17 protein-coding genes, 1 pseudogene and 1 riboswitch are annotated in these 22,498 nt (G+C 40.6%); of the genes and pseudogenes, 14 read left to right on the top strand and 4 right to left on the bottom strand.

Annotated features, from left to right (window positions below; all coding sequences use genetic code 11):
• Positions 1-51: 51 nt before the first annotated feature.
• The 3 genes from ftsA to lpxC all read left to right on the top strand — a co-directional run bounded on the left by ftsA (position 52) and on the right by lpxC (position 3,667).
• Complete coding sequence (ftsA, locus tag EGS71_RS11860; protein WP_001287630.1) at positions 52-1,314, top strand: cell division protein FtsA; 1,263 nt, start codon at positions 52-54, stop codon at positions 1,312-1,314.
• Positions 1,315-1,478: 164 nt separating this feature from the next.
• Positions 1,479-2,654, top strand: a complete 1,176-nt coding sequence (gene ftsZ, locus EGS71_RS11855) for a cell division protein FtsZ (RefSeq protein ID WP_000135734.1) — start codon at positions 1,479-1,481, stop codon at positions 2,652-2,654.
• A 110-nt stretch (positions 2,655-2,764) separates the two neighbouring features.
• Positions 2,765-3,667, top strand: a complete 903-nt coding sequence (gene lpxC, locus EGS71_RS11850) for a UDP-3-O-acyl-N-acetylglucosamine deacetylase (RefSeq protein WP_000240700.1) — start codon at positions 2,765-2,767, stop codon at positions 3,665-3,667.
• A gap of 97 nt (positions 3,668-3,764) precedes the next feature.
• On the opposite strand, the gene EGS71_RS11845 is transcribed toward lpxC, so the two are convergent.
• Positions 3,765-4,205: a DciA family protein gene (locus EGS71_RS11845; RefSeq protein ID WP_000042455.1), complete on the bottom strand. Its 441-nt coding sequence runs from the start codon at positions 4,203-4,205 to the stop codon at positions 3,765-3,767.
• Between the two features lie 107 nt (positions 4,206-4,312).
• On the opposite strand from EGS71_RS11845, the gene EGS71_RS11840 reads away from it, so the two are divergent.
• From EGS71_RS11840 to EGS71_RS11820, 5 genes are all read left to right on the top strand, one after another.
• A complete protein-coding gene (locus EGS71_RS11840) occupies positions 4,313-5,005 on the top strand; it encodes a M23 family metallopeptidase (protein ID WP_000557460.1) in 693 nt (230 codons plus the stop codon).
• Positions 5,006-5,255: 250 nt separating this feature from the next.
• Positions 5,256-7,973, top strand: coding sequence for a pyruvate dehydrogenase (acetyl-transferring), homodimeric type (gene aceE, locus EGS71_RS11835; protein WP_000896428.1), 2,718 nt, complete (start codon positions 5,256-5,258; stop codon positions 7,971-7,973).
• 2 nt (positions 7,974-7,975) lie between these two features.
• Positions 7,976-9,958 (top strand): 2-oxo acid dehydrogenase subunit E2, encoded by a 1,983-nt coding sequence (locus EGS71_RS11830; protein WP_001166115.1) that lies wholly within the window; start codon positions 7,976-7,978, stop codon positions 9,956-9,958.
• Between the two features lie 148 nt (positions 9,959-10,106).
• Complete coding sequence (locus EGS71_RS11825) at positions 10,107-10,379, top strand: hypothetical protein (protein WP_000900286.1); 273 nt, start codon at positions 10,107-10,109, stop codon at positions 10,377-10,379.
• Positions 10,380-10,415: 36 nt separating this feature from the next.
• Positions 10,416-10,612, top strand: a riboswitch (yybP-ykoY riboswitch).
• Positions 10,613-10,627: 15 nt separating this feature from the next.
• Positions 10,628-11,203, top strand: coding sequence for a TMEM165/GDT1 family protein (locus EGS71_RS11820; RefSeq protein WP_001154984.1), 576 nt, complete (start codon positions 10,628-10,630; stop codon positions 11,201-11,203).
• Positions 11,204-11,262: 59 nt separating this feature from the next.
• Here EGS71_RS11820 and EGS71_RS11815 read toward each other — a convergent pair.
• Positions 11,263-13,419 (bottom strand): annotated as a pseudogene (locus EGS71_RS11815) (TonB-dependent siderophore receptor).
• A gap of 227 nt (positions 13,420-13,646) precedes the next feature.
• On the opposite strand from EGS71_RS11815, the gene EGS71_RS11810 reads away from it, so the two are divergent.
• The 6 genes from EGS71_RS11810 to recJ all read left to right on the top strand — a co-directional run bounded on the left by EGS71_RS11810 (position 13,647) and on the right by recJ (position 20,357).
• A complete protein-coding gene (locus EGS71_RS11810; RefSeq protein WP_000505326.1) occupies positions 13,647-14,444 on the top strand; it encodes an MBL fold metallo-hydrolase in 798 nt (265 codons plus the stop codon).
• 90 nt (positions 14,445-14,534) lie between these two features.
• Entirely contained in the window at positions 14,535-14,900 is a 366-nt protein-coding gene (locus EGS71_RS11805; protein WP_000952249.1) for a YkgJ family cysteine cluster protein, read from the top strand.
• Between the two features lie 135 nt (positions 14,901-15,035).
• Positions 15,036-16,502 carry an IMP dehydrogenase gene (gene guaB / locus EGS71_RS11800; RefSeq protein WP_002010791.1) on the top strand — a complete coding sequence of 489 codons (1,467 nt, stop codon included), beginning with the start codon at positions 15,036-15,038 and terminating at the stop codon, positions 16,500-16,502.
• A 149-nt stretch (positions 16,503-16,651) separates the two neighbouring features.
• Positions 16,652-17,989 carry a phosphoglucosamine mutase gene (glmM, locus tag EGS71_RS11795; protein WP_000119867.1) on the top strand — a complete coding sequence of 446 codons (1,338 nt, stop codon included), beginning with the start codon at positions 16,652-16,654 and terminating at the stop codon, positions 17,987-17,989.
• A gap of 10 nt (positions 17,990-17,999) precedes the next feature.
• Positions 18,000-18,656 carry a pyridoxamine 5'-phosphate oxidase gene (pdxH, locus tag EGS71_RS11790; protein ID WP_001286113.1) on the top strand — a complete coding sequence of 219 codons (657 nt, stop codon included), beginning with the start codon at positions 18,000-18,002 and terminating at the stop codon, positions 18,654-18,656.
• Positions 18,657-20,357, top strand: a complete 1,701-nt coding sequence (recJ, locus tag EGS71_RS11785; RefSeq protein WP_000161621.1) for a single-stranded-DNA-specific exonuclease RecJ — start codon at positions 18,657-18,659, stop codon at positions 20,355-20,357. It begins immediately after the preceding gene.
• Between the two features lie 42 nt (positions 20,358-20,399).
• Here recJ and EGS71_RS11780 read toward each other — a convergent pair whose 3' ends face one another.
• Positions 20,400-21,167, bottom strand: coding sequence for a putative porin (locus EGS71_RS11780; RefSeq protein ID WP_000731727.1), 768 nt, complete (start codon positions 21,165-21,167; stop codon positions 20,400-20,402).
• 333 nt (positions 21,168-21,500) lie between these two features.
• Complete coding sequence (locus tag EGS71_RS11775) at positions 21,501-22,358, bottom strand: putative porin (protein WP_000748568.1); 858 nt, start codon at positions 22,356-22,358, stop codon at positions 21,501-21,503.
• Between the last annotated feature and the right edge of the window lie 140 nt (positions 22,359-22,498).

The raw sequence follows: 22,498 nt of genomic DNA, 5'->3' as shown, positions 1-22,498 counted from the left end.
TTAAAATAGGCAATTTGCCTGGTATTAGACAACAAAGAAATGGTATGAGTGATGAGTGAAGCTGTTCCCTCAGTTGTTGCGATTGACATTGGGACGCATAAAGTTTCAGTTTTGATTGGAAAAATTCATGCGCCGGATAACATTCAGGTTATCGGTATGGCAACTGCTCGCAATCGAGGCATGAACAAAGGAAAAATTGTAAGTCTCGATAAAGTCATTGCTGCGATTAAAAACGCTGTTGCTGAAGCGGAAAATATGGCCGAATGTCGCATTCATAGTGCGTGGGTATCTATTCCGAGTACCGAGCTACAAAGTTTCTATGCTTCTGGACGCACACCTGTTGCTAACCCGGCACATGTGATTACAACCAATGAAGTTGTACGTGCATTAGAGTTGGCAAAAGCAAGCCATGTGACTTCTGACTATTATCTAGCGAGTGCGGTCCCATTAGGATTTGAATTAGGCGACTCATCTGAATGGGTTCAAAACCCAATCAATATGACCGCTCACAGCATGACTGGTCATTATCAGCTTATGATGATGCCGATTGCCACTATGCAAAACCTTGATCGTGCGATGAAAGGCGCGAACATTGGAGTTGAGAAAATGGTGGTTTCTTGCTTGGCTACGGCTGAGGCAAGTTTGCTTAAAGATGAAAAAGAATATGGTGTCTGTCTTGTCGATATTGGTGCAGGTATTACCAATCTGGCAGTTTATTTAGATGGCCGTTTGGCTTTAGCACGCACCTTACAGCGTGGTGGTGAGCATGTGACACGTGATATTGCTGCCGTGTTACAAACAACCACTGAAGAAGCTGAACGTATTAAGATTCTGCATGGCTGCGTTGATCTAAGTGCTGTTAAGCCTGACCATATGATTCAAGTACAGGGTATTGATGGTCCGCAAACGATTAGCCGAATTGAGTTAGCGGAAATTATTATTGCTCGTTATGAAGAGATTTTCAGCCAGATTCGCGAAGAACTCGAACAAAGCGGTGCAATCCATGGTCTATATCATGGTGTTGTATTGACTGGTGATGCTTGCCAGATTGAAGGTATGGTAAGTTTGGCGCGTCGTATGTTAGGTGTGTCTGCCCATCTAGGTAATCCGCCATTACAGGTGTATGCTGATGATCAGCATCAAGCTGCATTACGCCGCTCAATGTATGCAACAGCAGCTGGTTTACTTATGTTTAGCCAAAGTGAATTACAAGAAGCTGTTGAGGAGCCTGAAGAGGGAAATGACCGTTCGGTATGGGAACGAATGGTGAATGGCTGGAATGCTTTTAATAGCAAACTTAAAGCCATTTTTTAGGATGTATGTATTTATTGGTAGAATTGTTAGGAAGTTGTAAGAGAAAACCACTGTACTTGACAAGGTTGGTATTGCACAGCATTCTTAAAATTAGTTATTTTTGAAAATCAAGGCAGTATACGGGCTGAAGTGACTGCCATAATGTATTAGGAACCCTAAAGGTCATGGCCTCATTTGAATTTATAGAAGATGAACTAAACGATGGCAACGGTCAAGCCCGTTTCACTGTATTTGGTGTAGGTGGCGGTGGCGGTAATGCCGTTCAGCACATGGTACAGTCTGATATTCAGGGTGTTAAATTCGTTTGTGCTAATACAGATAAACAAGCACTTGACTGTATGAATGCCCCTTTCAAAATTCAGTTAGGTGAGCAAAGTACACGCGGTCTAGGTGCAGGTGCTAACCCTGAAGTAGGCCAGGTAGCAGCAGAAGAAAGCCGTGAAATTATTCGTCAGCACCTTGAAGGGACTGACATGGTGTTTGTAACCGCTGGTATGGGTGGTGGTACAGGTACTGGTGCAGCTCCGGTTGTTGCCGAAGTTGCTAAAGAAATGGGGATTTTGACTGTTGGTGTTGTAACAACTCCATTTAACTTTGAAGGCCGTCGTCGTCAAAAGTCTGCTGAGCGTGGTATTGAAGCGCTGGAAGCTCATGTTGATTCATTGATTATTATTCCTAACCAACGTTTATTAAGCGTTTATGGTGATATTTCAATGAAAGATGCCTATAAAAAGGCAGATGACGTATTGTTAAACGCTGTACGCAGTATTTTTGACCTTGTAGTTAACCGTGGTCATATTAACCTTGACTTCGCGGACTTGAAAACTGCAATGAGTACTCGTGGTTACGCAATGATGGGTGCTGGTTTGGGCCGTGGTGAAGACCGTGCGCGTCAAGCAGCTGAACAAGCTATCCGTAGCCCATTACTTGATAATGTGAATATTATTAATGCGAAAGGCGTGTTAATTAACATTACTGGTGGCGATGACATCACATTGCGTGAAACAGAAATCATTACTGACGTTGTTAACCAGATTGTTGACCTCGATGAAGGTGAAATCTTCTACGGTACAGTATTTGACCCAGACGCACGTGATGAATTACGCGTAACTGTGATTGCAACTGGTTTAACACGTAATGCAGCTGATGCAGAGCCAAGAAAGCGTAATACAGTTAGCCATACATCAACTCAATCTGCACAATCTGTAGATGAAGATGACGTTCCTGCAATTAATAAACGCCAAAATGCTGAAAATGACGTGAATAATGCGCCAAGTTCAACACCGCGTTCTTCGCCAATGAGTATTCAAGATTACTTGAAAAATCAGCAACGTAAGTAATTTAGCGTACAATCTATTGAAAGGCAGTGTATAAACACTGCCTTTTTTTATTTTTGATCAATGACTAAATATGCTAACGTATAGCGGTTTTAAAAAAGAAGTTACAAAGCATGGTGAAACAGCGTACTCTCAATCGTGTGGTAAAAGCGAGTGGAATAGGTCTTCATAGCGGTCAAAAAGTGATGATCAATTTCATTCCACATACCGTGGATGGAGGTATTGTATTTCGCCGTATCGATTTGGATCCACCTGTCGATATTCCTGCTAATGCATTGCTGATTCAAGAAGCATTTATGTGTTCAAATCTTGTCACTGGCGATATTAAAGTCGGGACAATCGAACATGTGATGAGTGCGATTGCTGGTTTAGGAATCGATAACTTAATTGTGGAAGTGTCCGCATCCGAAGTTCCAATTATGGATGGTAGTGCTGGTCCATTTATTTATTTGCTCATGCAAGGTGGCTTGCGTGAACAAGATGCTCCTAAGAAATTTATAAAAATATTAAAGCCAGTTGAGGCTTTAATTGATGATAAAAAAGCAATATTCAGCCCGCATAATGGCTTTCAGCTTAACTTTACGATTGATTTTGATCATCCTGCATTTGCCAAAGAATATCAGTCTGCAACCATCGATTTTTCTACTGAAACGTTTGTGTATGAAGTCAGTGAGGCACGAACTTTTGGTTTTATGAAAGACTTGGATTACCTCAAAGCAAATAATTTAGCTTTAGGAGCAAGTCTAGATAATGCAATTGGCGTAGATGATACGGGTGTGGTTAACGAAGAAGGTTTACGATTTGCCGATGAGTTTGTTCGTCACAAAATTTTAGATGCAGTTGGTGATTTGTATTTACTTGGTCATCAAATTATTGCCAAGTTTGATGGCTATAAATCAGGACATGCCTTAAATAATCAGCTATTACGCAATGTTCAAAGCGATCCGAGTAATTATGAAATTGTAACATTTGATGACGAGAAAGACTGTCCAATTCCATACGTGAGTGTGACATAAGTCATTGTCTTTATTTGGCTATGTTATAATGTAACATTAATAAGTGTGATTTTTATCACATATTAAGAACAATTCTAATTAAGAAATAGAAAGCTCATCATTTTTTATTGCTTGCCAAACGTAGTAAAGCTTGGCTAAGCTTAGGGTCGCTCACGAAGTCGGCAGCACTACGTAACATTTCTTGTGTTTCCGGGGGGATGGATTTAGAAGGCTCAGATGAGGTCGTTACAGGAATAGTTTTATTTCTTAAGCGAACTTGAATTCTTTGTAGGTCTTTTAATCCTTCAAGTTGAGATAATTTAGATACATATTGGCTCTGTAAATAGCTGAGTTGACTAATCATTGCCTGATTTTCACCAGTAATAATTAAAGAGCCATTTTGATAACACACGACTTGCCATTGTTCCGGTTGGGGCAATAAGGGTTGGATTATTTTCGTAAGTCTTTGCCATTGCGCGACTTGCGTTGTTAGAAACGTAAGGTTTCCGGTTTTTATGTGTTTTCCGGTTTGTTGAAAAACGTTATCGGGTTTAGACATTGATCATTCTCAAATGGTTTCTTGTCCTAATCTTAAGCGTTCATTTCAACCGATATCAAGGAAGAGATCATAAGGAACTTGAGTAAGAACAGTTTCAAGAGGTTTTTATGCACACGCGTCGTATTTTATTAGCGTTTTCACTTGCCGCTTCGGCAGCATCGGTTGCTTTTGCAGATTATCAAAATATTAACCAATCTACTGATTCAGATCGATTGGAACAGTTATCAAAAACACTATCTCAAGGCTCATATACTCATCCTGATGATTTAGATCTTCCGGCGAGTGCAAAAGTTTCAGTGACTTTACGTGAGAAAACAGTTGAACTCAACAATGATTCACTGGCAAAGAAATACGGCACTACGACAGCTAAAAACTCATTTAAAACCTCTTCTTCAAATCCTTATTCTTGGTTAGTTTCTCATCCTCTTCCTGATACAGTACGTGTTTCTTCTAACTTTGGTGGTCGTACCATGGGTGGTCGTGCAGAGCATCACGGTGGTTTAGATATGGCTGCACCAAGTGGTACGCCAATCTATGCGACTGGCCCGGGTATTGTGACTAAATCAGGCTGGGGCACAGGTTATGGCCAATATGTTGAAATTAACCATGGTAATGGTTATTTAACACGTTACGCGCATGCTTCACGCTTAATGGTTCGAGTAGGTGATCAGGTTTCTGCTGGTGACCATATTGCTAATGTTGGTTGTACAGGCCGCTGTACTGGTCCACATTTACATTACGAAGTAGTTAAAGATGGTCAACGTAAGAATCCATCAACTTACTTAGCAATGTTGCCTTAATTGCATTGCCTCCAAGGTCAAGGTTATTAAATTTATGAATTTGAAATTAACTTAAACCTTTTTTAACGTAATGATTGTATAAAAAAACGCCTTTATTGGCGTTTTTTTGTTATTTTGTTTACTGCTCGGTCAATGACTATTCATTCAGAAAATAATAGGCCCCCCCCACATTCACCCGTGGCAATAACTTGAAAGGGGTAAAACGTGGTAAAAATACAAAGTAGATTAGAGAACAAGGAACAGGTGAATTATGGCGTTTTACGGTGACTCCGACGCACAAGAAACCCAAGAATGGCAAGATGCATTCGATTCAGTTTTACAACACATGGGAACTGAGCGAGCAGCATTCTTGTTGGAAAAACTTTACCAACAAGCAATTGCTAAGCATGTTCCAATTCAACGTCTCAATACACCTTACTTAAATACAATTTCTGTTGAAGAGCAACCTGCAATGCCAGGCGACCAAGATATGGAACGCCGTATTCGTGCATTGATTCGTTGGAATGCCTTAGCAATGGTACTTCGCGCGAATAAAACAGGTGATGATTTAGGTGGTCACTTGGCGAGCTTCGCATCAAGTGCAACATTATATGACGTAGGTTTTAACCATTTCTTCCGCGCTAACAGTGATAACTTTGGCGGAGATATGATTTATTACCAAGGACACTGTGCTCCTGGTATTTATGCACGTTCATTCCTTGAAGGACGTTTAACTGAAGAACAGTTAAGTAACTTCCGCCGTGAAGTTGGCGGTAACGGTTTACCAAGCTATCCACATCCATATTTAATGCCTGACTATTGGCAATTCCCAACTGTATCAATGGGTCTTGGTCCAATCATGTCGATTTATCAAGCGCACATTCAAAAATATTTGATGAACCGTGGCTTGATCAAAGAAGAAGATCGTAAAGTTTGGGCATATCTCGGCGATGGCGAGATGGATGAGCCAGAAAGCTTAGGTGCGATCTCACTAGCTGGTCGTGAGAAGCTTGATAACTTAATTTGGGTAGTTAACTGTAACTTACAGCGTCTAGATGGTCCTGTACGTGGTAACGGTAAAATTATTCAAGAACTTGAATCAATCTTCCGTGGCGCAGGCTGGCGTGTCATTAAAGTAGTATGGGGTCGTCATTGGGATCCATTACTAGCTAAAGACACAAGTGGCGCATTAAAAGCACGTATGGAAGAAGCTGTTGATGGCGACTATCAGCGCTATCAGGTAAAAGGCGGCGCATATACACGCGAAAAATTCTTTGGTAAGTACCCTGAAGCTGCGGAACTTGTAAAAGATTTAAGCGATGAAGATATCGATAATCTTAACCGTGGTGGTCATGACCCTTACAAGGTTTTTGCTGCATATGCAGAAGCGATGAAAGCGAAAGGCCAACCAACAGTGATCTTGGCGAAAACCATTAAAGGTTATGGTTTGTCTGAAGAAATTGAAGCGGTAAACAAAACTCACCAAATCAAAAAGATGCAAATTGACTCTTTAAGATATGTACGTGACCGTTTCAATCTTCCATTTTCAGATGAGCAATTAGAAGAGCTTCCATTCTATCGCCCAAGTGAAAACTCTCCAGAAATGAAATATATGAAAGCACGTCGTGAAGCTTTAGGTGGATACCTGCCTGCACGTCGTCGTGAGAGTGAATCTTTAGCGATTCCTGAATTATCTGTATTTGATGCAGTGTTGAAAGGTTCGGGTGGCAAAGAGCAATCAACTACTATGGTGATGGTTCGTTTAATTGCTGCTTTACTTAAAGAAAAAGCGATTAAAGACCGCGTAGTGCCAATCGTTCCAGATGAAGCACGTACTTTTGGTTTAGAAGGTATGTTCCGTCAGCTTGGTATTTATGCTGCTCACGGCCAAAAATACACGCCAGAAGACCAAGAACAGTTAATGCATTACCGTGAAGCAAAAGACGGTCACATGTTACAAGAAGGGATCAACGAAGCAGGTGCGATGAGTGCATGGGCTGCGTTAGCGACAAGTTATTCAACTAATAACTTGCCAATGATTCCAATGTACATGTATTACTCAATGTTTGGTTTCCAACGTATTGGTGATATTGCATGGGCTGCGGGTGACGCACAAGCTCAAGGTTTCTTGTTAGGCGCGACTGCAGGCCGTACGACATTGAACGGTGAAGGTTTACAGCACCAAGACGGTCATTCGCACATCTTGGCAAACACGATTCCAAACTGCGTGTCTTATGACCCATGTTTTGGTTATGAGTTAGCGGTAATCGTACATGATGGCTTACAACGCATGTATGTGAACCAAGAGCGTGTGTTCTATTACTTAACAGTAATGAATGAGAACTACGAGCATCCTGAAATGCCAGAGGGCGTTGAAGAAGGCATTAAACGTGGTATGTATTTATTCGAGAAAGATGAAAAAGCAACTGTCCAGTTACTTGGTTCAGGTGTAATCCTTCGCGAAGTGATTAAAGCTGCGAAAATCTTACGTGATGAATACCAAATCCATTCAAACGTTTGGAGTGTAACAAGCTTCAATGAGTTAGCACGTGATGGTATGGCATGTGAAGAATACAACCGCCTACACCCACTTGCTGAAGAAGTTAAAGAATCATGGGTATCTAAACAATTACGTGGTACGGAAGGTATCGTAGTTTCTGCTACCGACCATATGCGTGCTTATAGCGAACAAATCCGTGCGTATCTTCCAGATGGTCGCCCATTTGTTGCATTAGGTACAGATGGTTACGGCCGTTCAGATACACGCGCGAACTTACGTAGTTTCTTTGGTGTTGATGCTGCACACATTGTTGTTGCTACTTTGAAAAAATTAGCTGACGAAGGTGAAGTAGACGCACGTTTAGTGAAAGATGCAATTTCTAACTTTGAGTTAGATACTGACCGTCCGGTTGCATGGGCTCCACAAGCACATCCGGAAGTTCAGCCAGTTGCTGAATACAATGAAACGCAAACAGGTGAGGGGAACTAAGCATGCAAATTAAGACCCCTGATATTGGTGTAGATAAAGCAAACGTCGCTGAAATTTTAGTAAAAGTTGGCGACCGTGTTGAAGTTGACGACAGTATCGTTGTGCTTGAGTCTGATAAAGCAACTGTTGAAGTGCCTAGCACTTCAGCAGGTGTCGTAAAAAGCATCTTGATTAATCAAGGTGATGATGTGACTGAAGGTGTTGCTTTGATTGAGATCGAAGCAGAAGGTGCGGCACAAGCAGCTCCGGAACCAACACCAGCTCCTGCGGCTGAAAAACCAGCTGCTCCAGCACCTGCACAGCAAACTCAAGCTTCAGCTCAACCTGCTGCCTCTACATCAACTTCTACTGTTGAAGTGACTGTACCTGACATTGGCGTTGAAAAAGCATTGGTTGGTGAAATCCTCGTTAAAGTGGGTGACCAGATCGATGTTGAACAAAGTATTGTTGTTGTAGAGTCAGATAAAGCAACTGTGGAAGTTCCAAGTAGCGTTGCTGGTACTGTAGAAAGTATTCAAGTGAAAGAAGGCGATACTGTTAAAGAAGGTGTTGTTCTTATTCAAGTGAAAACAGCAGCTGCATCTAATGCGCAAGCAGAAGCTCCTGCTACTACACCAGCTCCAGCTGCGGTAGCAGAACCGGTTGCTGCAAAGCAAGAAACTGTGGCAGCGGCTCCAGCTCAGACTGGTTCAGTTGATATCAATGTTCCTGATTTGGGTGTAGATAAAGCTGTTGTTGCTGAAATCTTGGTTCAAGTTGGTGATAAAGTTGATGTAGACCAAAGCCTTGTTGTTGTTGAGTCAGATAAAGCAACTGTGGAAGTCCCAAGTACCGTTGCGGGTGTTGTAAAAGCAATTCACTTGCAAGCAGGCCAACAAGTTTCACAAGGTGTATTGCTTGCAACAATTGAAGCTGAAGGCCAAGCACCTGCTGCTGCACCAGCGGCAAAAGCAGAAGCAGCCCCAGCTCCACAGGCAGCAGCACCTAAAACAGCCGCTCCTGTTGCAACTCAGTCTGCACCTGCGGCACCTGCATCTGGTACTGATAAGTTAACGAAAGAGCAAGAAGCAGAAAACGCTAAAGTGTATGCTGGTCCTGCTGTTCGTAAGCTGGCTCGTGAACTTGGTGTGATCTTGTCACAAGTTAAAACTTCTGGTGAGCATGGCCGTGTTGTTAAAGAAGATATCTTTGCTTATGTGAAGAGCCGTTTAACTGCGCCGCAAGCTGCACCAGTGGCTCAAGCTACTGCTGCTCCGGCTGGATTGCCGTCATTACCTGACTTTACTGCTTTTGGTGGCGGTGAAGTGAAACCAATGACGCGTTTACAGCAAGTTTCTGTACCGCAGTTGTCTTTAAACAACTACATTCCACAAGTAACTCAGTTTGACCTTGCGGATATTACTGAGCTAGAAGCTTGGCGTGGTGAGCTGAAAGACGGCTTTAAGAAACAAGGTGTGAGCCTAACAATTTTGGCATTTATTGCAAAAGCAGTAGCACACTTGTTGAAAGAAGAGCCTTATTTTGCGGGTCACTTAGCAGATGATCAGAAATCTGTATTGCTCCGTAATGAAATCCATATGGGTATTGCGGTTGCAACTCCAGATGGTTTGACCGTGCCTGTACTACGTAATCCTGACCAAAAATCAATTAAGCAAATTGCTGTTGAATTAGGTGAGTTGAGTAAAAAAGCGCGTGATAAGAAATTAACGCCGAAAGATTTACAAGGTGCTAACTTCACGATCACAAGCTTGGGCTCAATTGGCGGTACAGCATTTACGCCACTAGTTAACTGGCCACAAGTTGCAATTTTGGGTATTTCACCTGCAACGATGCAGCCTGTATGGAATGGTAAAGACTTTGATCCACGCTTAATGTTGCCGTTGTCATTGTCTTATGATCACCGTGTAATTAATGGTGCGGATGCAGCGCGCTTTACAAATAAACTTACGAAACTTCTTAAAGATATTCGTACTTTATTAATCTAATGCTTTGAAAGAACATACTAAAACCTCGCTTCGGCGGGGTTTTGTTTTAATGTCTATTTGACTTAATTTTAGGTTAATCTACAGATTAAGCAGGACTTATCGAGAGTGAGGAGACATTTCTCGTTATTACGTAAAGGAGAAATAGTAAATGTTGGGTTTTCTGAAAATTATGTTGCCCTTGTTGTTGGTTGTATTTTTATTGATGGGAATATGGGTCAGTATTTTGCACTTCCCTTGGGAGTGGATGACTTATGTTGTCATGGGGATTGAAGTGTTTGTCGCTACTCTGATTTTACCCCTTGAATATCAAACTGGAACAAGTAGCAGCCATATTGGTTTTATCAGTATAAGTGCTTGTCTTGCAGTGCTGTTAGGAATAGCCCGTTTATTCGTATGGACATGGGTAAAATTTTTTGCCTGAATATTTGAAAAATAGATTTAGTCGAATATAATAAGCCCATACTTCATTGGGGAGTAGCCGCTATTCACAGCAAATGTGAATAGGTGATGGTCAACATAATTGTTCAACAGAACATGGTCATCATAGCTTAAACGTCTCATCGTTCCTGAGTTGGCAAGACCTTTGATTTACCACTCTGCAATCATTTTATGATATTTGGCTAGCAGGAGGGGTAGGTCATAGGCATTTATGCTAGCCAGAGAACCGACATGCAAGAATTTCTGATTTCTACTTCGATTGTTGCCCTCGCTGAAATGGGCGATAAAACTCAATTGTTGGCACTTTTATTATCTGCTCGTTTTCGTAAGCCAATCCCTATTTTAATCGCGATTCTTTTAGCAACTTTAATTAACCATGGTATTTCTGCTGTGCTTGGGCAGTGGATTACAACGGTTTTAAGCCCTGAAATCTTAGTCTGGGTACTTGCAGTTGGTTTCATTGGTATGGCGTTCTGGATGCTTATTCCGGATGAGCTTGATGATGAAACAGCGAGTATTAATAAATGGCAAAAGTTTGGCGTTTTTGGCGCAACCTTTATTTTATTTTTCTTGGCGGAAATTGGCGATAAGACCCAAATTGCAACAGTCGCTTTAGCTGCACGTTATGACAGCATTTTCTGGGTAATGTTAGGCACAACTTTAGGAATGATGATTGCCAACGCACCAGCTGTATTTATTGGCAACAAATTGGCTGAACGTTTGTCTATTGCGCTCATTCATAAAATTGGCGCCGCTATTTTCTTCATTGTAGGTGTTTCTACGCTCGTACAGCATTATTTCTTCTAACGCATTTTAAGCTGCGAAAAAAACGCACTCGAATGGAGTGCGTTTTTTTATAGGTAATTTTAATAGTTAAATTTCACAGTAAAGTTAATTTGGCGTGGATTGCCTAGAGTTACCAAATTTTCGTTGAGAGCACCTGTATAGTAATCTTTATCAAATAAATTACGAATCGCAAGTTGGGCACCCCAACGCTCAGCATCATAACCCGCTTCGGTATCAAATACTGTATAGCCCGGAACATGCACATCTAAACCATCAACGGTTTTATAAGTTTCACCTCGGAAACCACCACCTACATACCAACCAAGTTTTGATGATGGATCAAATTTGTAACGAGCTGACAAGCTATAAGCGTGTTCAGGAATATTGTCGAGCGCTTTCCCTACATTGCTTGCATTTGCATCTTTACTAATTTCTGCATCAATTGTGTAGGTATATGCAGCCGTTAATTTTAATCCTTCTAAAATTTCTGCACTAAGTTCAGTTTCAATACCGCGAGTTAACTGTTCACCACGTTGTACTTTATAGCCACTATTCGCAGTATCAGTAACCAAAACATTCTGACGTTTTAGATCATACCAAGCGATAGCACCTTGAATTCGTTGATCGGGACTTTGTAATTTCATCCCGACCTCAACCTGTTTTCCTTTTTCTGGCTTAAATGGGTTGCTATTTACATCAGTACCACTATTTGGGGTAAATGAAGTAGCGTAGCTCACATAAGGTGCCACAATGTCATTGAGGGTATACATGACAGAAGCACTGCCCGTAAATGCATTATCTGATTGTTTACTCGCATTGCCAGTTACTAAACTTGTAGTTTGGGTTTGTGCCCAATCTTGACGTCCTGATAAGCTTAAAAGTAATTGATCATTAAGCTGAATACGGTCGCGTAAATAAAGCCCCAGATATTTGAGACGGTTGATATCACGTACATTTTGCTTCAATGTCACGTTCTGACCATAGACAGGGTTATAGATATTTAAATCACCAATATCATATTTATCATTGGTGTAATCACTTTTTTCCTGAAAAGCATCGACTCCAATATTAATGTCGTGCTGCATGCCATATAGATCAAACTGTTTATTTAAACGGTTATCGATGGCGAAGCTTAAGTTATCAATAACTTGGTGTCGGCTGTTATTTCTACGGCTGATAGTCGTGTAATCAATTTCACCTTGTTTATCTTTTGCCCAAAAGTTACTACCTGTACGAGCAAAGACTGCTTTGCCATCCATTTCGGTTTTTTGTACGGCAAAATTCTGGTTAAAGTTCCAGCCATTATCAAAAGTATGTTTAAACGTATAACCAGTGCGATAAACATCTGCCTCATATTTACCGAAATTAGGATCGCCAATATATAAACTACGATCTATAGATCCATTAGGGTTGTCTTTTAATGTACCAATTACAGGTAAACCTTGCTGACGAATATATTCGCGGTGTTGATAGCTTGCGATTACAGAGAGGTCAGTGTTATCACCGAGGTCAAAATTATAAGAAGGCGAGATATAAAAATTTTTAAAATAAACATAATCGGTTGGATCATCTTGATCAGAGATACGTCCATTTAAACGGAAAGCACCTTTTTCGCTATTGTTTGGGCTGTAGTTTAAATCGAATGTTCCTTCTTTAAGGCTGTAACTACCATAAGTCATGCTAGCACGTGCAAAGCTTTCTGCTTCCGGTCTTTTAGTCACTAAATTGACCATACCACCCGGAGCAACTAAACCGAAATTAATAGAAGCAGGACCTTTTAAAATTTGTACCTGATCCATACCAGATAGTTCGGTGGCAACATAAGTATTTTGGCCTACCCTTAAACCATCGACATACACCGAATCAGAAGAAGTTTACCCACGGATAATGAAATCATCCCAACCGCGGCGACCAAGTTTCCCAGCTTCTACGCCTGCAACACCTTCAAGTGCATCTGCTAAAGTTCTTGCTTGTTTTTGGTCAAGTTGTTCGCGGGTGACGACAGAAACTGATTGAGCAGTTTTAAATAGAGGTGCATCTGATTTTAAAGCTGAATTTGCTTTTGTTGCGACATAAGAAGTGGGGTTTTCTTTTTGTGCTTGAATAGAAATAGTGGGTAACACATTGGTTGAATTTTGCTGTTCTGCCGGTTCTTCAGCATGACTTGTTGTCATTGAAGTAAAAATAGCAACTGCTAACAAAGTTTTTGAAGTTGAAAAAGCAAAGCGTTGAGTCATGGGAGGCCTAAACAGCACAAAAAGTAAATTTGATAATGAGAATTATTTTAATTTATTGCAGTTTAATTTTAAATAACATTATGATTCATTTATAAAATAAGAAAAGCAAAATCAATTTTAAAATATTATGAGAAAAATAGAGTAATTCATTGCATGAGTTATTGAATCCCATTATTTTATTATGGAAATAAAAATATCTAATATTTAAAGTTTTTTTGGGGAATTTTATGGGGTTTGAAAAAACAACATCACAGATATTATTTGATAATGGCGTACACAAATGTATTAGTTTTACCAGTTTGGTCAAAGGGGAAGGCATACAAGCCAATCAATTTTTAATTATTGATCATGAGCGTGCTGCCGTGATCGACCCGGGTGGTGATTTGACCTATGTTCCGCTGACAATGGAACTTAATAAATATACGCGCCTTAAAAATCTTGATTATGTGATGGCTTCGCATCAGGATCCAGACATTATCACCTCAATGCCCCGCTGGTTGGTTTATACCGATGCTAAAGTGGTGGCCTCAAGATTATGGGCACGGTTTTTACCTCACTTAAATTCATCATTTATGAGTGAGCGTATGAAAGGGAATTGGGAAGACCGTTTGATTGAGCTGCCTGATCGTGGTCAAGTGATTCAATTAGGTGAATCGAAACTTGTAATCATTCCAGCGCATTTTCTACATTCGGTGGGTAATTTTCAGTTTTATGATCCCGTTGCTAAAATTTTATTTTCGGGCGATATGGGAGCATCTATTGTAGATGATGCAAGTCAGCCTCTAAAAGATTTTGATAGCCACGTGATGAAAATGAAAGCTTTTCATCAACGTTATATGTGTTCAAATAAAGTCATTCGCTTATGGGTCAACATGGTCCGTCAGATGGATATTGAAATGATTGTCCCTCAGCACGGTAGTCCATTTATTGGTAAAGAGATGATTAATCAGTTTTTAGACTGGATTGAAACATTGCCATGCGGTGTAGATTTAATGACAGAACAAATTTTTAGCTGTCCAACATAAAAAATAATATTCGACATATTGAGTCCAATTTGAAATTTTTTTAGGATTTCGCGTCGCAGAAAATTTTTGATGACGAGAATTTGAATAAAAATGTTATCTCAAGTTGCGACTCCAGATGAATGCCTACGCTGTGGGGCATGTTGTGCACATTTTCGGGTTTCATTTTACTGGGCTGAGGCCGAGTTAATGGAAGAACATCTAGTTGAACCTTTGACACCTGTCTATTCATGTATGCGTGGAACTAATCAGCCTGAGCCCCGATGTCAGGCTTTGACGGGTGAAATTGGTAAAGAGGTGGGTTGTTCCATCTATGCGGTGCGTAGTTCTACCTGTAGAGAAGTGCAGATTGCGGATGAGCAGTGTAATAAAGCTCGTTTAGCGCACCAGCTTATTCCTCTTATTCAAGTTAGCCCGGCAGATTCAGAGAATGATCACGACTATGATCAGGTGAGTTAAATATAAGCTAACACAATAATAAGTGGGAAATATTTAGAGTAGGCGAATATCTATTGCTGAAAAAGGCAAAGATAATATGAAAATTGCATCGAAATTTGTTTATAATAGCTCACGGAATTTACCAGTGAGATTGTTATGCTGACCATCGTTCAAGAAGCGCTAACCTTCGATGATGTCTTATTACTTCCTGCCTACTCTACTGTTCTCCCAAAAGATGTCTCTCTAAAGACACGTTTAACTCGCGGCATTTATTTAAATATCCCATTAGTTTCAGCTGCAATGGATACAGTGACTGAGTCACGTATGGCGATTGCAATGGCGCAAAATGGCGGTATCGGGATTTTGCACAAAAACATGGATATTGCTGCTCAAGCTGCAGAAGTACGCCGTGTGAAAAAATTCGAAGCGGGTATGGTGAAAGACCCTATCACTGTAAGCCCTGAAACTACAGTACGTGAACTGATTGCAATTACCTCTGCTAATAACATTAGTGGTGTACCTGTTGTTAAAGACGGCAAGGTTGTTGGTATTGTGACAGGCCGTGATACGCGTTTTGAAACCAATTTAGAACAACCTGTTAGCAACATCATGACAGGCCAAGATCGTTTAGTCACCGTACGTGAAGGCGAGTCTAAAGAAAATATTCAAGCATTATTGCAAAAACACCGTATTGAAAAAGTCTTGGTCGTTGGCGAGAGCAACGAACTTAAAGGCTTAATTACAGTGACTGACTTCCGCAAAGCTGAGAGTTATCCAAACAGTTGTAAAGATGATCTTGGTCGTTTACGTGTTGGTGCTGCGGTAGGTACAGGTGCTGATACACCAAGTCGTGTGGAAGCATTGGTTGAAGCTGGTGTTGACGTCATTGTTGTTGATACAGCACATGGCCACTCTGCTGGTGTAATTGAACGTGTACGTTGGGTGAAACAAAACTTCCCTCAAGTACAAGTGATTGGTGGCAACATTGCAACTGGTGATGCTGCATTAGCATTATTAGATGCAGGTGTAGATGCTGTAAAAGTGGGTATTGGTCCTGGTTCTATCTGTACAACACGTATTGTGGCTGGTATCGGTATGCCACAAATTTCTGCAATTGACAGCGTTGCTAGTGCACTAAAAGATCAAATTCCTTTAATTGCAGATGGCGGTATCCGCTTCTCTGGCGATATGGCAAAAGCGATCGGTGCGGGTGCAAGTACGATCATGGTTGGTTCATTACTTGCAGGTACTGAAGAAGCGCCGGGCGAAGTTGAGTTTTTCCAAGGTCGTTACTACAAAGCATATCGTGGTATGGGTTCATTAGGTGCAATGGCGGGAGCAACTGGTTCTGCTGACCGTTATTTCCAAGATTCAAAAGCGGGTGCTGAGAAGTTAGTACCAGAAGGAATCGAAGGCCGCGTTCCATATAAAGGCCCAATGGGTAACATCGTTCATCAAATGATGGGTGGTTTACGTTCATCGATGGGTTATACAGGTTCAGCTGTGATTGAAGATCTTCGCCAAAATGCGAAATTTGTGAAAATTACTTCAGCAGGCATGTCTGAGTCACATGTTCATGATGTAACGATTACTAAAGAAGCTCCGAACTATCGTGTTGGTTAGATTTTGGTAACCAAAACAATCAAGAAAGCCGTCAGTACACTGACGGCTTTTTGTTTTTGGTGTAAAGTAAATCCGATGAAAAGAGATATGGCGGAATAGCCATATATGAAATGAGCCACGGCTGAAGTGGCGTAAAAATGAGATAAGCTATGAGTTATTTTGGAACGGATGGTATTCGTGGAAAATTTGGGCAAATGCCGATTACGCCAGAGTTTGCTTTAAAACTCGGTTTTGCTGCAGGGAAGGTATTAAAACGAACGAGTCCGAAAAATAAACCACTTGTTGTATTAGGAAAAGATACTCGTTTATCCGGTTATATTTTAGAGTCTGCTTTGCAGGCGGGATTAAATGCTGCTGGTGTATATGTTCACTTACTTGGACCATTACCGACACCGGCAATTGCACATCTTACCCGTGCCTTACATGCACATGCAGGGATTGTTATTTCTGCATCACATAACCCATATTTTGATAACGGGATTAAGTTCTTCTCAAGTGAAGGTAAAAAATTACCAGATTCATTGCAGGAAGAAATTAATAAAGAATTAGAAAAAGATTTATTTATCGAAGACACTGCAAACTTAGGTAAAAGTGTTCGTGTGACCGATGCAAATGGTCGTTATATCGAATTTTGTAAATCTACATTCCCATATCATTTTGATTTAAATAATTTAAAAATTGTTGTGGATTGTGCTCACGGCGCTGCTTACAGCGTTGGCCCTTCGGTTTTCCGTGAACTCGGCGCTAAAGTTGTCGCTTTATACAATGAGCCAGATGGTTTAAATATTAATGAAAACTGTGGTTCAACTCATCCAGAGAACTTACAAAAAGCGGTTGTGGAACATGGGGCTGACTTAGGTATTGCCTTTGATGGTGATGCTGACCGTGTAGTGATGGTTGATAAGTTCGGTAACTTAATTGACGGTGACCACATCTTATATATTTTAGCGACTCAGGCAAAAAACAAGCCAGCAGGTGTTGTTGGTACGGTAATGAGTAACATGGCACTTGAAGTGGCACTTGAAAAAGCAAATGTTGGCTTTGTCCGTGCAAAAGTCGGTGACCGTTATGTGTTACAAGCCCTAGAAGAAAACGGATGGGTAACAGGTGGTGAGCCTTCTGGTCATATTCTGACTTTAGACAAGAGCACAACCGGTGATGCGATTATTGCAGCATTACAAGTGTTAACCGTGATGGTTGAGCAGAACAAAGCGCTGCACGAATTGGTTAACGGCTTTAAACTGTACCCACAAGTTCTTGTAAATGTACGTTTGGAACAAATGCTTGATCCATATTCTATTCCTGCATTAGTTGCTGAGTTCAATAAAGCTGAAGAGCAGCTCAAAGGACGTGGACGTATTTTAATTCGTAAGTCTGGAACTGAGCCAGTCATTCGTGTCATGGTTGAAGGTGATAACGAGCAAGAAGTGAAAACTTTAGCTGAACATTTAGCAAATGCAGTTCGTTCACAGGCACAAGTCGCATAAGGTGTATGGCATGAGTGATGTCATTAAAGACTTAAGTGAATTGCGCTTAAGCTATGAACAAGGTGAGTTGTACGAGACTCAAGTTGCTAGCAATCCCCACGAGCAATTTCTAGGTTGGTTTAATCATGCTTTAGCAGCTAACTTGCATGAACCGTATGCAATGTCATTAGCAACTGCGAGTGCTAGTGGTCGTCCGCATGTCAGAACTGTGTTGTTACGCGGTGCGACAGAAGCAGGTTATGATTTCTATACCAACTATGACAGTCAAAAAGGTATAGATTTGGCAGAAAATCCATATGCTGAATTGTTATTTTATTGGCCAAGTCTAGAGCGTCAGGTACGAGTAGGTGGGCATGTTGTAAAAATTCCTGAACAGGAATCTACAGACTACTATCATAAACGTCCACGTGATAGCCAGATTGCAGCTCATATCAGTACTCCTCAAAGTGGCAAAATTGAAAGTCGCGAATTGTTACAACAGCGTTTTCAAGACTTGCAACAACAAGTTCAAAGCCACGAAGTACTCGATAAGCCGGAGTTCTGGGGTGGATACCGTCTACAGCCGGATTATTATGAATTCTGGCAAGGGCGACCAAATCGTTTACATGACCGCTTGAGTTATGAAAAAATCGACGGTCAATGGACGTTGCACCGACTGATGCCTTAAATGACAAAAATACAAATTAAACAAAGACCTTTATTGACACGCCCTGAACAGTTTCAGGGCGTGCCTCCGTTTATTGCCGAAATTTTGGCAAGACGGGGCGTACAATCCGAGCAAGAACTAGAGTTAAAGCTTAAGAATTTATTGGCTCCTGAACTCAAAGGGTTGGACGCTGCTGTAGCATTAATGGATCAAGCCATCGATGAGCAGAAAAAAATAGTTATTGTGGGGGACTATGACGCTGATGGCGCAACCAGCACTGCTTTAATGATGCTCGTGCTTCGCGATATGGGAGCACAAGTCGACTATTTGGTACCGGATCGTTTTAAATATGGCTATGGACTTACTCCTGCCATTGCTGAGCTTGCTCATCACACCTATCAACCCGATCTATTAATTACGGTAGATAATGGTATTTCTAGTCATGCTGGTGTTGATGCAGCACATGCCCTAGGCATGCAAGTGATTATTACTGATCATCACTTAACGACTAAAGAAACCCCACCTGCTGAGGCGGTGGTAAACCCAAACCAATTAGGCTGTGAGTTTCCAAGTAAAGCATTGGCAGGTGTTGGTGTTGCTTTTTATGTACTTGCCAATTTGGCGAGCCTACGCAATAGACAAGGTAAAAGCACAAGTAAAGTGACTCAATATTTAGATTTGGTCGCTTTAGGAACTTATGCTGATGTTGCTGTCCTAGATTATAACAACCGTATTTTGGTCGATGCAGGTGTAAAACGCATTCAGCAACATCAGTGTCGAGTGGGAATCTTAGCCTTACTCGATATCGCTGGTCGAGAAGCTACTTCAATACGTGCCCAAGATTTAGGTTTTGTGCTCGGACCGCGCATTAATGCTGCTGGGCGTATGGAGAGTATGCGTATTGGGATCGAGTGTTTATTAGCTGACACGATGGAAACTGCATACCCCATTGCTCAGCAATTAAATCAGTTAAATATCGATCGCCGTCAAATTGAAGGGGAGATGAAGCAACAAGCTTTATCTGCTTTAGACAGTTTACAACTCTCACAACAAGATATTCCCACGGCGCTTGTTTTGTTTGAAGAAAACTGGCACCAAGGTGTAATCGGGATTGTCGCGGGACGCTTAAAAGAACAGTTTCATCGTCCAACGATTGTGTTTGCCCCAGATGAAGATGGTATTCATATTAAAGGCTCAGCACGTTCCATTGATGGGGTGCATATTCGAGATACCATTGAACAAGTTGCCGAACAACATCCTGAGCTGGTGAGTCATTTTGGTGGACATGCGGCAGCGGCAGGCTTAACGATTCGTAAAGAAAACTTTGAAGCTTTTAAAACCGTATTTAATGATTGTGTAGCTGCTATGGATGAATCAATCTTTCAAGCGACATTATGGACCGATGGTGAGCTACCTGTCTCTGCTTTGCAATTAGATACCTTAAACTGGATTGAGCAATTAGGCCCGTGGGGACAAAAATTTCCACTGCCTCAATTTGAAGGACATTTTAAAGTTATCGATTTTCGTTGGCTCAAAGAGACACATTTAAAGCTTAGATTAGCGATAGACCAATATAGTTTCGATGCTATTGCTTTTAATGTGGCAGGTCGCTTCGAGTTTGATCCGATGCGTGACCATGTGCATTTGGTTTATGAAATAGACCGTAATGTCTTTAATGGTAATGTGAGCTTACAGCTACGCATTGTGCATTTAAATCAATAAAAAATCCGCTCAATTGAGCGGATTTTTTTAATCTAGGTTAGATTAGAAGCGGTATGCTGCACGAATACCATAAGTGTTGTCGTTATCACCGAATCCAACACGACCTTCAACACTTACTTGCTGATTTAAGAATTTTTTAGCATTGATACCAAACTCATCTTTATCAGTTAAGTCGTTGTTGTAGTAGTCCACACCTAAACTTAAAGTTTTATCGATGTAGTAGTCACCACGAACTTTATATTCGTCAAGGTCACCAAACGCACCATAAGCTTCAAGGTTTACGTCATGTTGACCAACTTGGGTTACATACTTAGCACGAACGGTAGGATCTGCACCGTCTTTACCGTCTTTCTCGTCGTAACCTTTAACACCTAGAGCAAGTAATAAACCAGGAGCTGGTAAATAACCTACTTCTGCAGCATAAGTAGTCACTTTACTGTCGATATTAGTGTTGTCGATTTCACGTTCGTTTCTGCCTACATCACCGCTAAGGTAAAAGTCAGAGTTAGGAACGAAGTACTCAACGCCTACGCCATATTGAGTGTCTTTTGTGCCGCTGTTATCGCCATAGTTAACATGTGCGTTAACGTTACTTGCACGGTTTAAGAATGCTGCTTCTGCAAGCGGTGCATTACGTGTTTGAACAGGGTTGAAATAATAAGTCCCATCAACACCGAATTTGCTTACGCTGCTGCCGTTATCTGGATCAAGATAATTGTAAGAACCACCAACTTCAGCTTGGTAAGCGTTTGCTGCGCCACTTACTGCAAGAGCAGATAAAAGAGCTGATGCAATTGCTAGTTTTTTCATGGAATCTCTCCCCTCTAAAAACGATTTTATAAATGTTTTGTTACAACTTTCAGTCTAGAGCAAAATCATTCACCGTCAATCTTGTACAAGTAACTGGACTGTAACCATGTGCTTTTTATGTAACTAAATTTAATTTAATATATTGATTTTAAATAATAAAAAAACAATGTTTTATTTTATTAAAAATGAGGATATTTTGTGTAGAAACTTAAAAATGCTGGAAAAGTACCCAATTTTGTATGGGGATGTTACGAGTTAAGCTTAAAATGAGATGAAAAACGCCCAAGAAAAATTTCCTTGAGCATTTATATATTCATATTAAATACTTATAGATTAGAAGCGGAATGTTCCGTTAATACCAAAAGAGTTAGCATCATCAACAGTTGTATAAGTTAGGCCTACTGCTACTTGAGGTGTAAAGAATTTTTGTGCGCGAAGACTAAAGATCGTATCTGAATCTTCTGCCGTTGAATCTGCGAAAGATGCTCCAATACTTAAAGTAGGATCAAGATAGAGATCTGCGCCCAAACGATAAGTCGTTTCATCACCAATATAAGTTTGTCCTTCAAAATTAGTATAAAAGCCAGAAATTTGAGTAATGTACTTAGCGCGTAGAGTTACAGCTGTATCATCATCCTCACCAGTTACGGTCGTAGCATTTGCGAAAGAAGTAATAAAGCCATATTTAGATGCTTGTACTGGATCAAAACTTTCAGATAAATCAGTTACGCCAGCAGCCAATAATAAGCCATCTGTTGGTAGAAAACCGACTTCTACAGCATAACCATTACCGTTATCATTGACTGATCCAAGATCATCTACAGTAACTTCTCTTTTTGTTCTGTTAAATGCTCCAGATAAGTAGAGTGGAGTATTTGGGACAAAATATTCTCCAACTATTCCTACAGAATTATATTCAAGTTTTGCATAGTCTTGATCATCTTCTACTTTACTATACGTATAACCAGCACCAATATTGGAGGCTTTATTTAAAAATGCTGCTTCAGCTAAAGGATAATTTTTGGTTTCAACTGGATTAAAATAATATTTGCCATTAATTCCAAAGCTATTAACTTCTCCCCCATCCATATCTGTAAATTCATACATAGTACCAACTTCAGTTTGATAGGCATTTGCATTGAAAGCAGATACAGCTGTGAATATTGCAAACAAAAATTTTGATTTTTTCATGGGTAAAAACTCTAAAGTAATATATGTTATTAAATTATTAAGACTTAAGTTTTTAATTTTACTGCATTTTTAATGAAAACATCAATAATATTATCTTTATTTTTTATTGATACGATAATAAAAATCAATATCTTTGAGTC

This window comes from Acinetobacter sp. FDAARGOS_559, assembly GCF_003940475.1.
GTDB lineage: Bacteria > Pseudomonadota > Gammaproteobacteria > Pseudomonadales > Moraxellaceae > Acinetobacter > Acinetobacter baumannii.
The sequence above is the reverse complement of the archived record's forward strand: the minus strand, read 5'-3'. Positions and strand labels throughout refer to the sequence as shown.

Coding starts and splice junctions, on each gene's coding strand:
- EGS71_RS11840 (WP_000557460.1), top strand. CDS start 4,313: ATGCACACGCGTCGTATTTTATTAGCGTTTTCACTTGCCGCTTCGGCA.
- EGS71_RS11845 (WP_000042455.1), bottom strand. CDS start 4,205: ATGTCTAAACCCGATAACGTTTTTCAACAAACCGGAAAACACATAAAA.
- EGS71_RS11780 (WP_000731727.1), bottom strand. CDS start 21,167: ATGAAAAAACTAGCAATTGCATCAGCTCTTTTATCTGCTCTTGCAGTA.
- ftsZ (WP_000135734.1), top strand. CDS start 1,479: ATGGCCTCATTTGAATTTATAGAAGATGAACTAAACGATGGCAACGGT.
- pdxH (WP_001286113.1), top strand. CDS start 18,000: ATGAGTGATGTCATTAAAGACTTAAGTGAATTGCGCTTAAGCTATGAA.
- EGS71_RS11810 (WP_000505326.1), top strand. CDS start 13,647: ATGGGGTTTGAAAAAACAACATCACAGATATTATTTGATAATGGCGTA.
- lpxC (WP_000240700.1), top strand. CDS start 2,765: ATGGTGAAACAGCGTACTCTCAATCGTGTGGTAAAAGCGAGTGGAATA.
- EGS71_RS11775 (WP_000748568.1), bottom strand. CDS start 22,358: ATGAAAAAATCAAAATTTTTGTTTGCAATATTCACAGCTGTATCTGCT.
- guaB (WP_002010791.1), top strand. CDS start 15,036: ATGCTGACCATCGTTCAAGAAGCGCTAACCTTCGATGATGTCTTATTA.
- aceE (WP_000896428.1), top strand. CDS start 5,256: ATGGCGTTTTACGGTGACTCCGACGCACAAGAAACCCAAGAATGGCAA.
- ftsA (WP_001287630.1), top strand. CDS start 52: ATGAGTGAAGCTGTTCCCTCAGTTGTTGCGATTGACATTGGGACGCAT.
- recJ (WP_000161621.1), top strand. CDS start 18,657: ATGACAAAAATACAAATTAAACAAAGACCTTTATTGACACGCCCTGAA.
- EGS71_RS11825 (WP_000900286.1), top strand. CDS start 10,107: ATGTTGGGTTTTCTGAAAATTATGTTGCCCTTGTTGTTGGTTGTATTT.
- EGS71_RS11830 (WP_001166115.1), top strand. CDS start 7,976: ATGCAAATTAAGACCCCTGATATTGGTGTAGATAAAGCAAACGTCGCT.
- glmM (WP_000119867.1), top strand. CDS start 16,652: ATGAGTTATTTTGGAACGGATGGTATTCGTGGAAAATTTGGGCAAATG.
- EGS71_RS11820 (WP_001154984.1), top strand. CDS start 10,628: ATGCAAGAATTTCTGATTTCTACTTCGATTGTTGCCCTCGCTGAAATG.
- EGS71_RS11805 (WP_000952249.1), top strand. CDS start 14,535: ATGTTATCTCAAGTTGCGACTCCAGATGAATGCCTACGCTGTGGGGCA.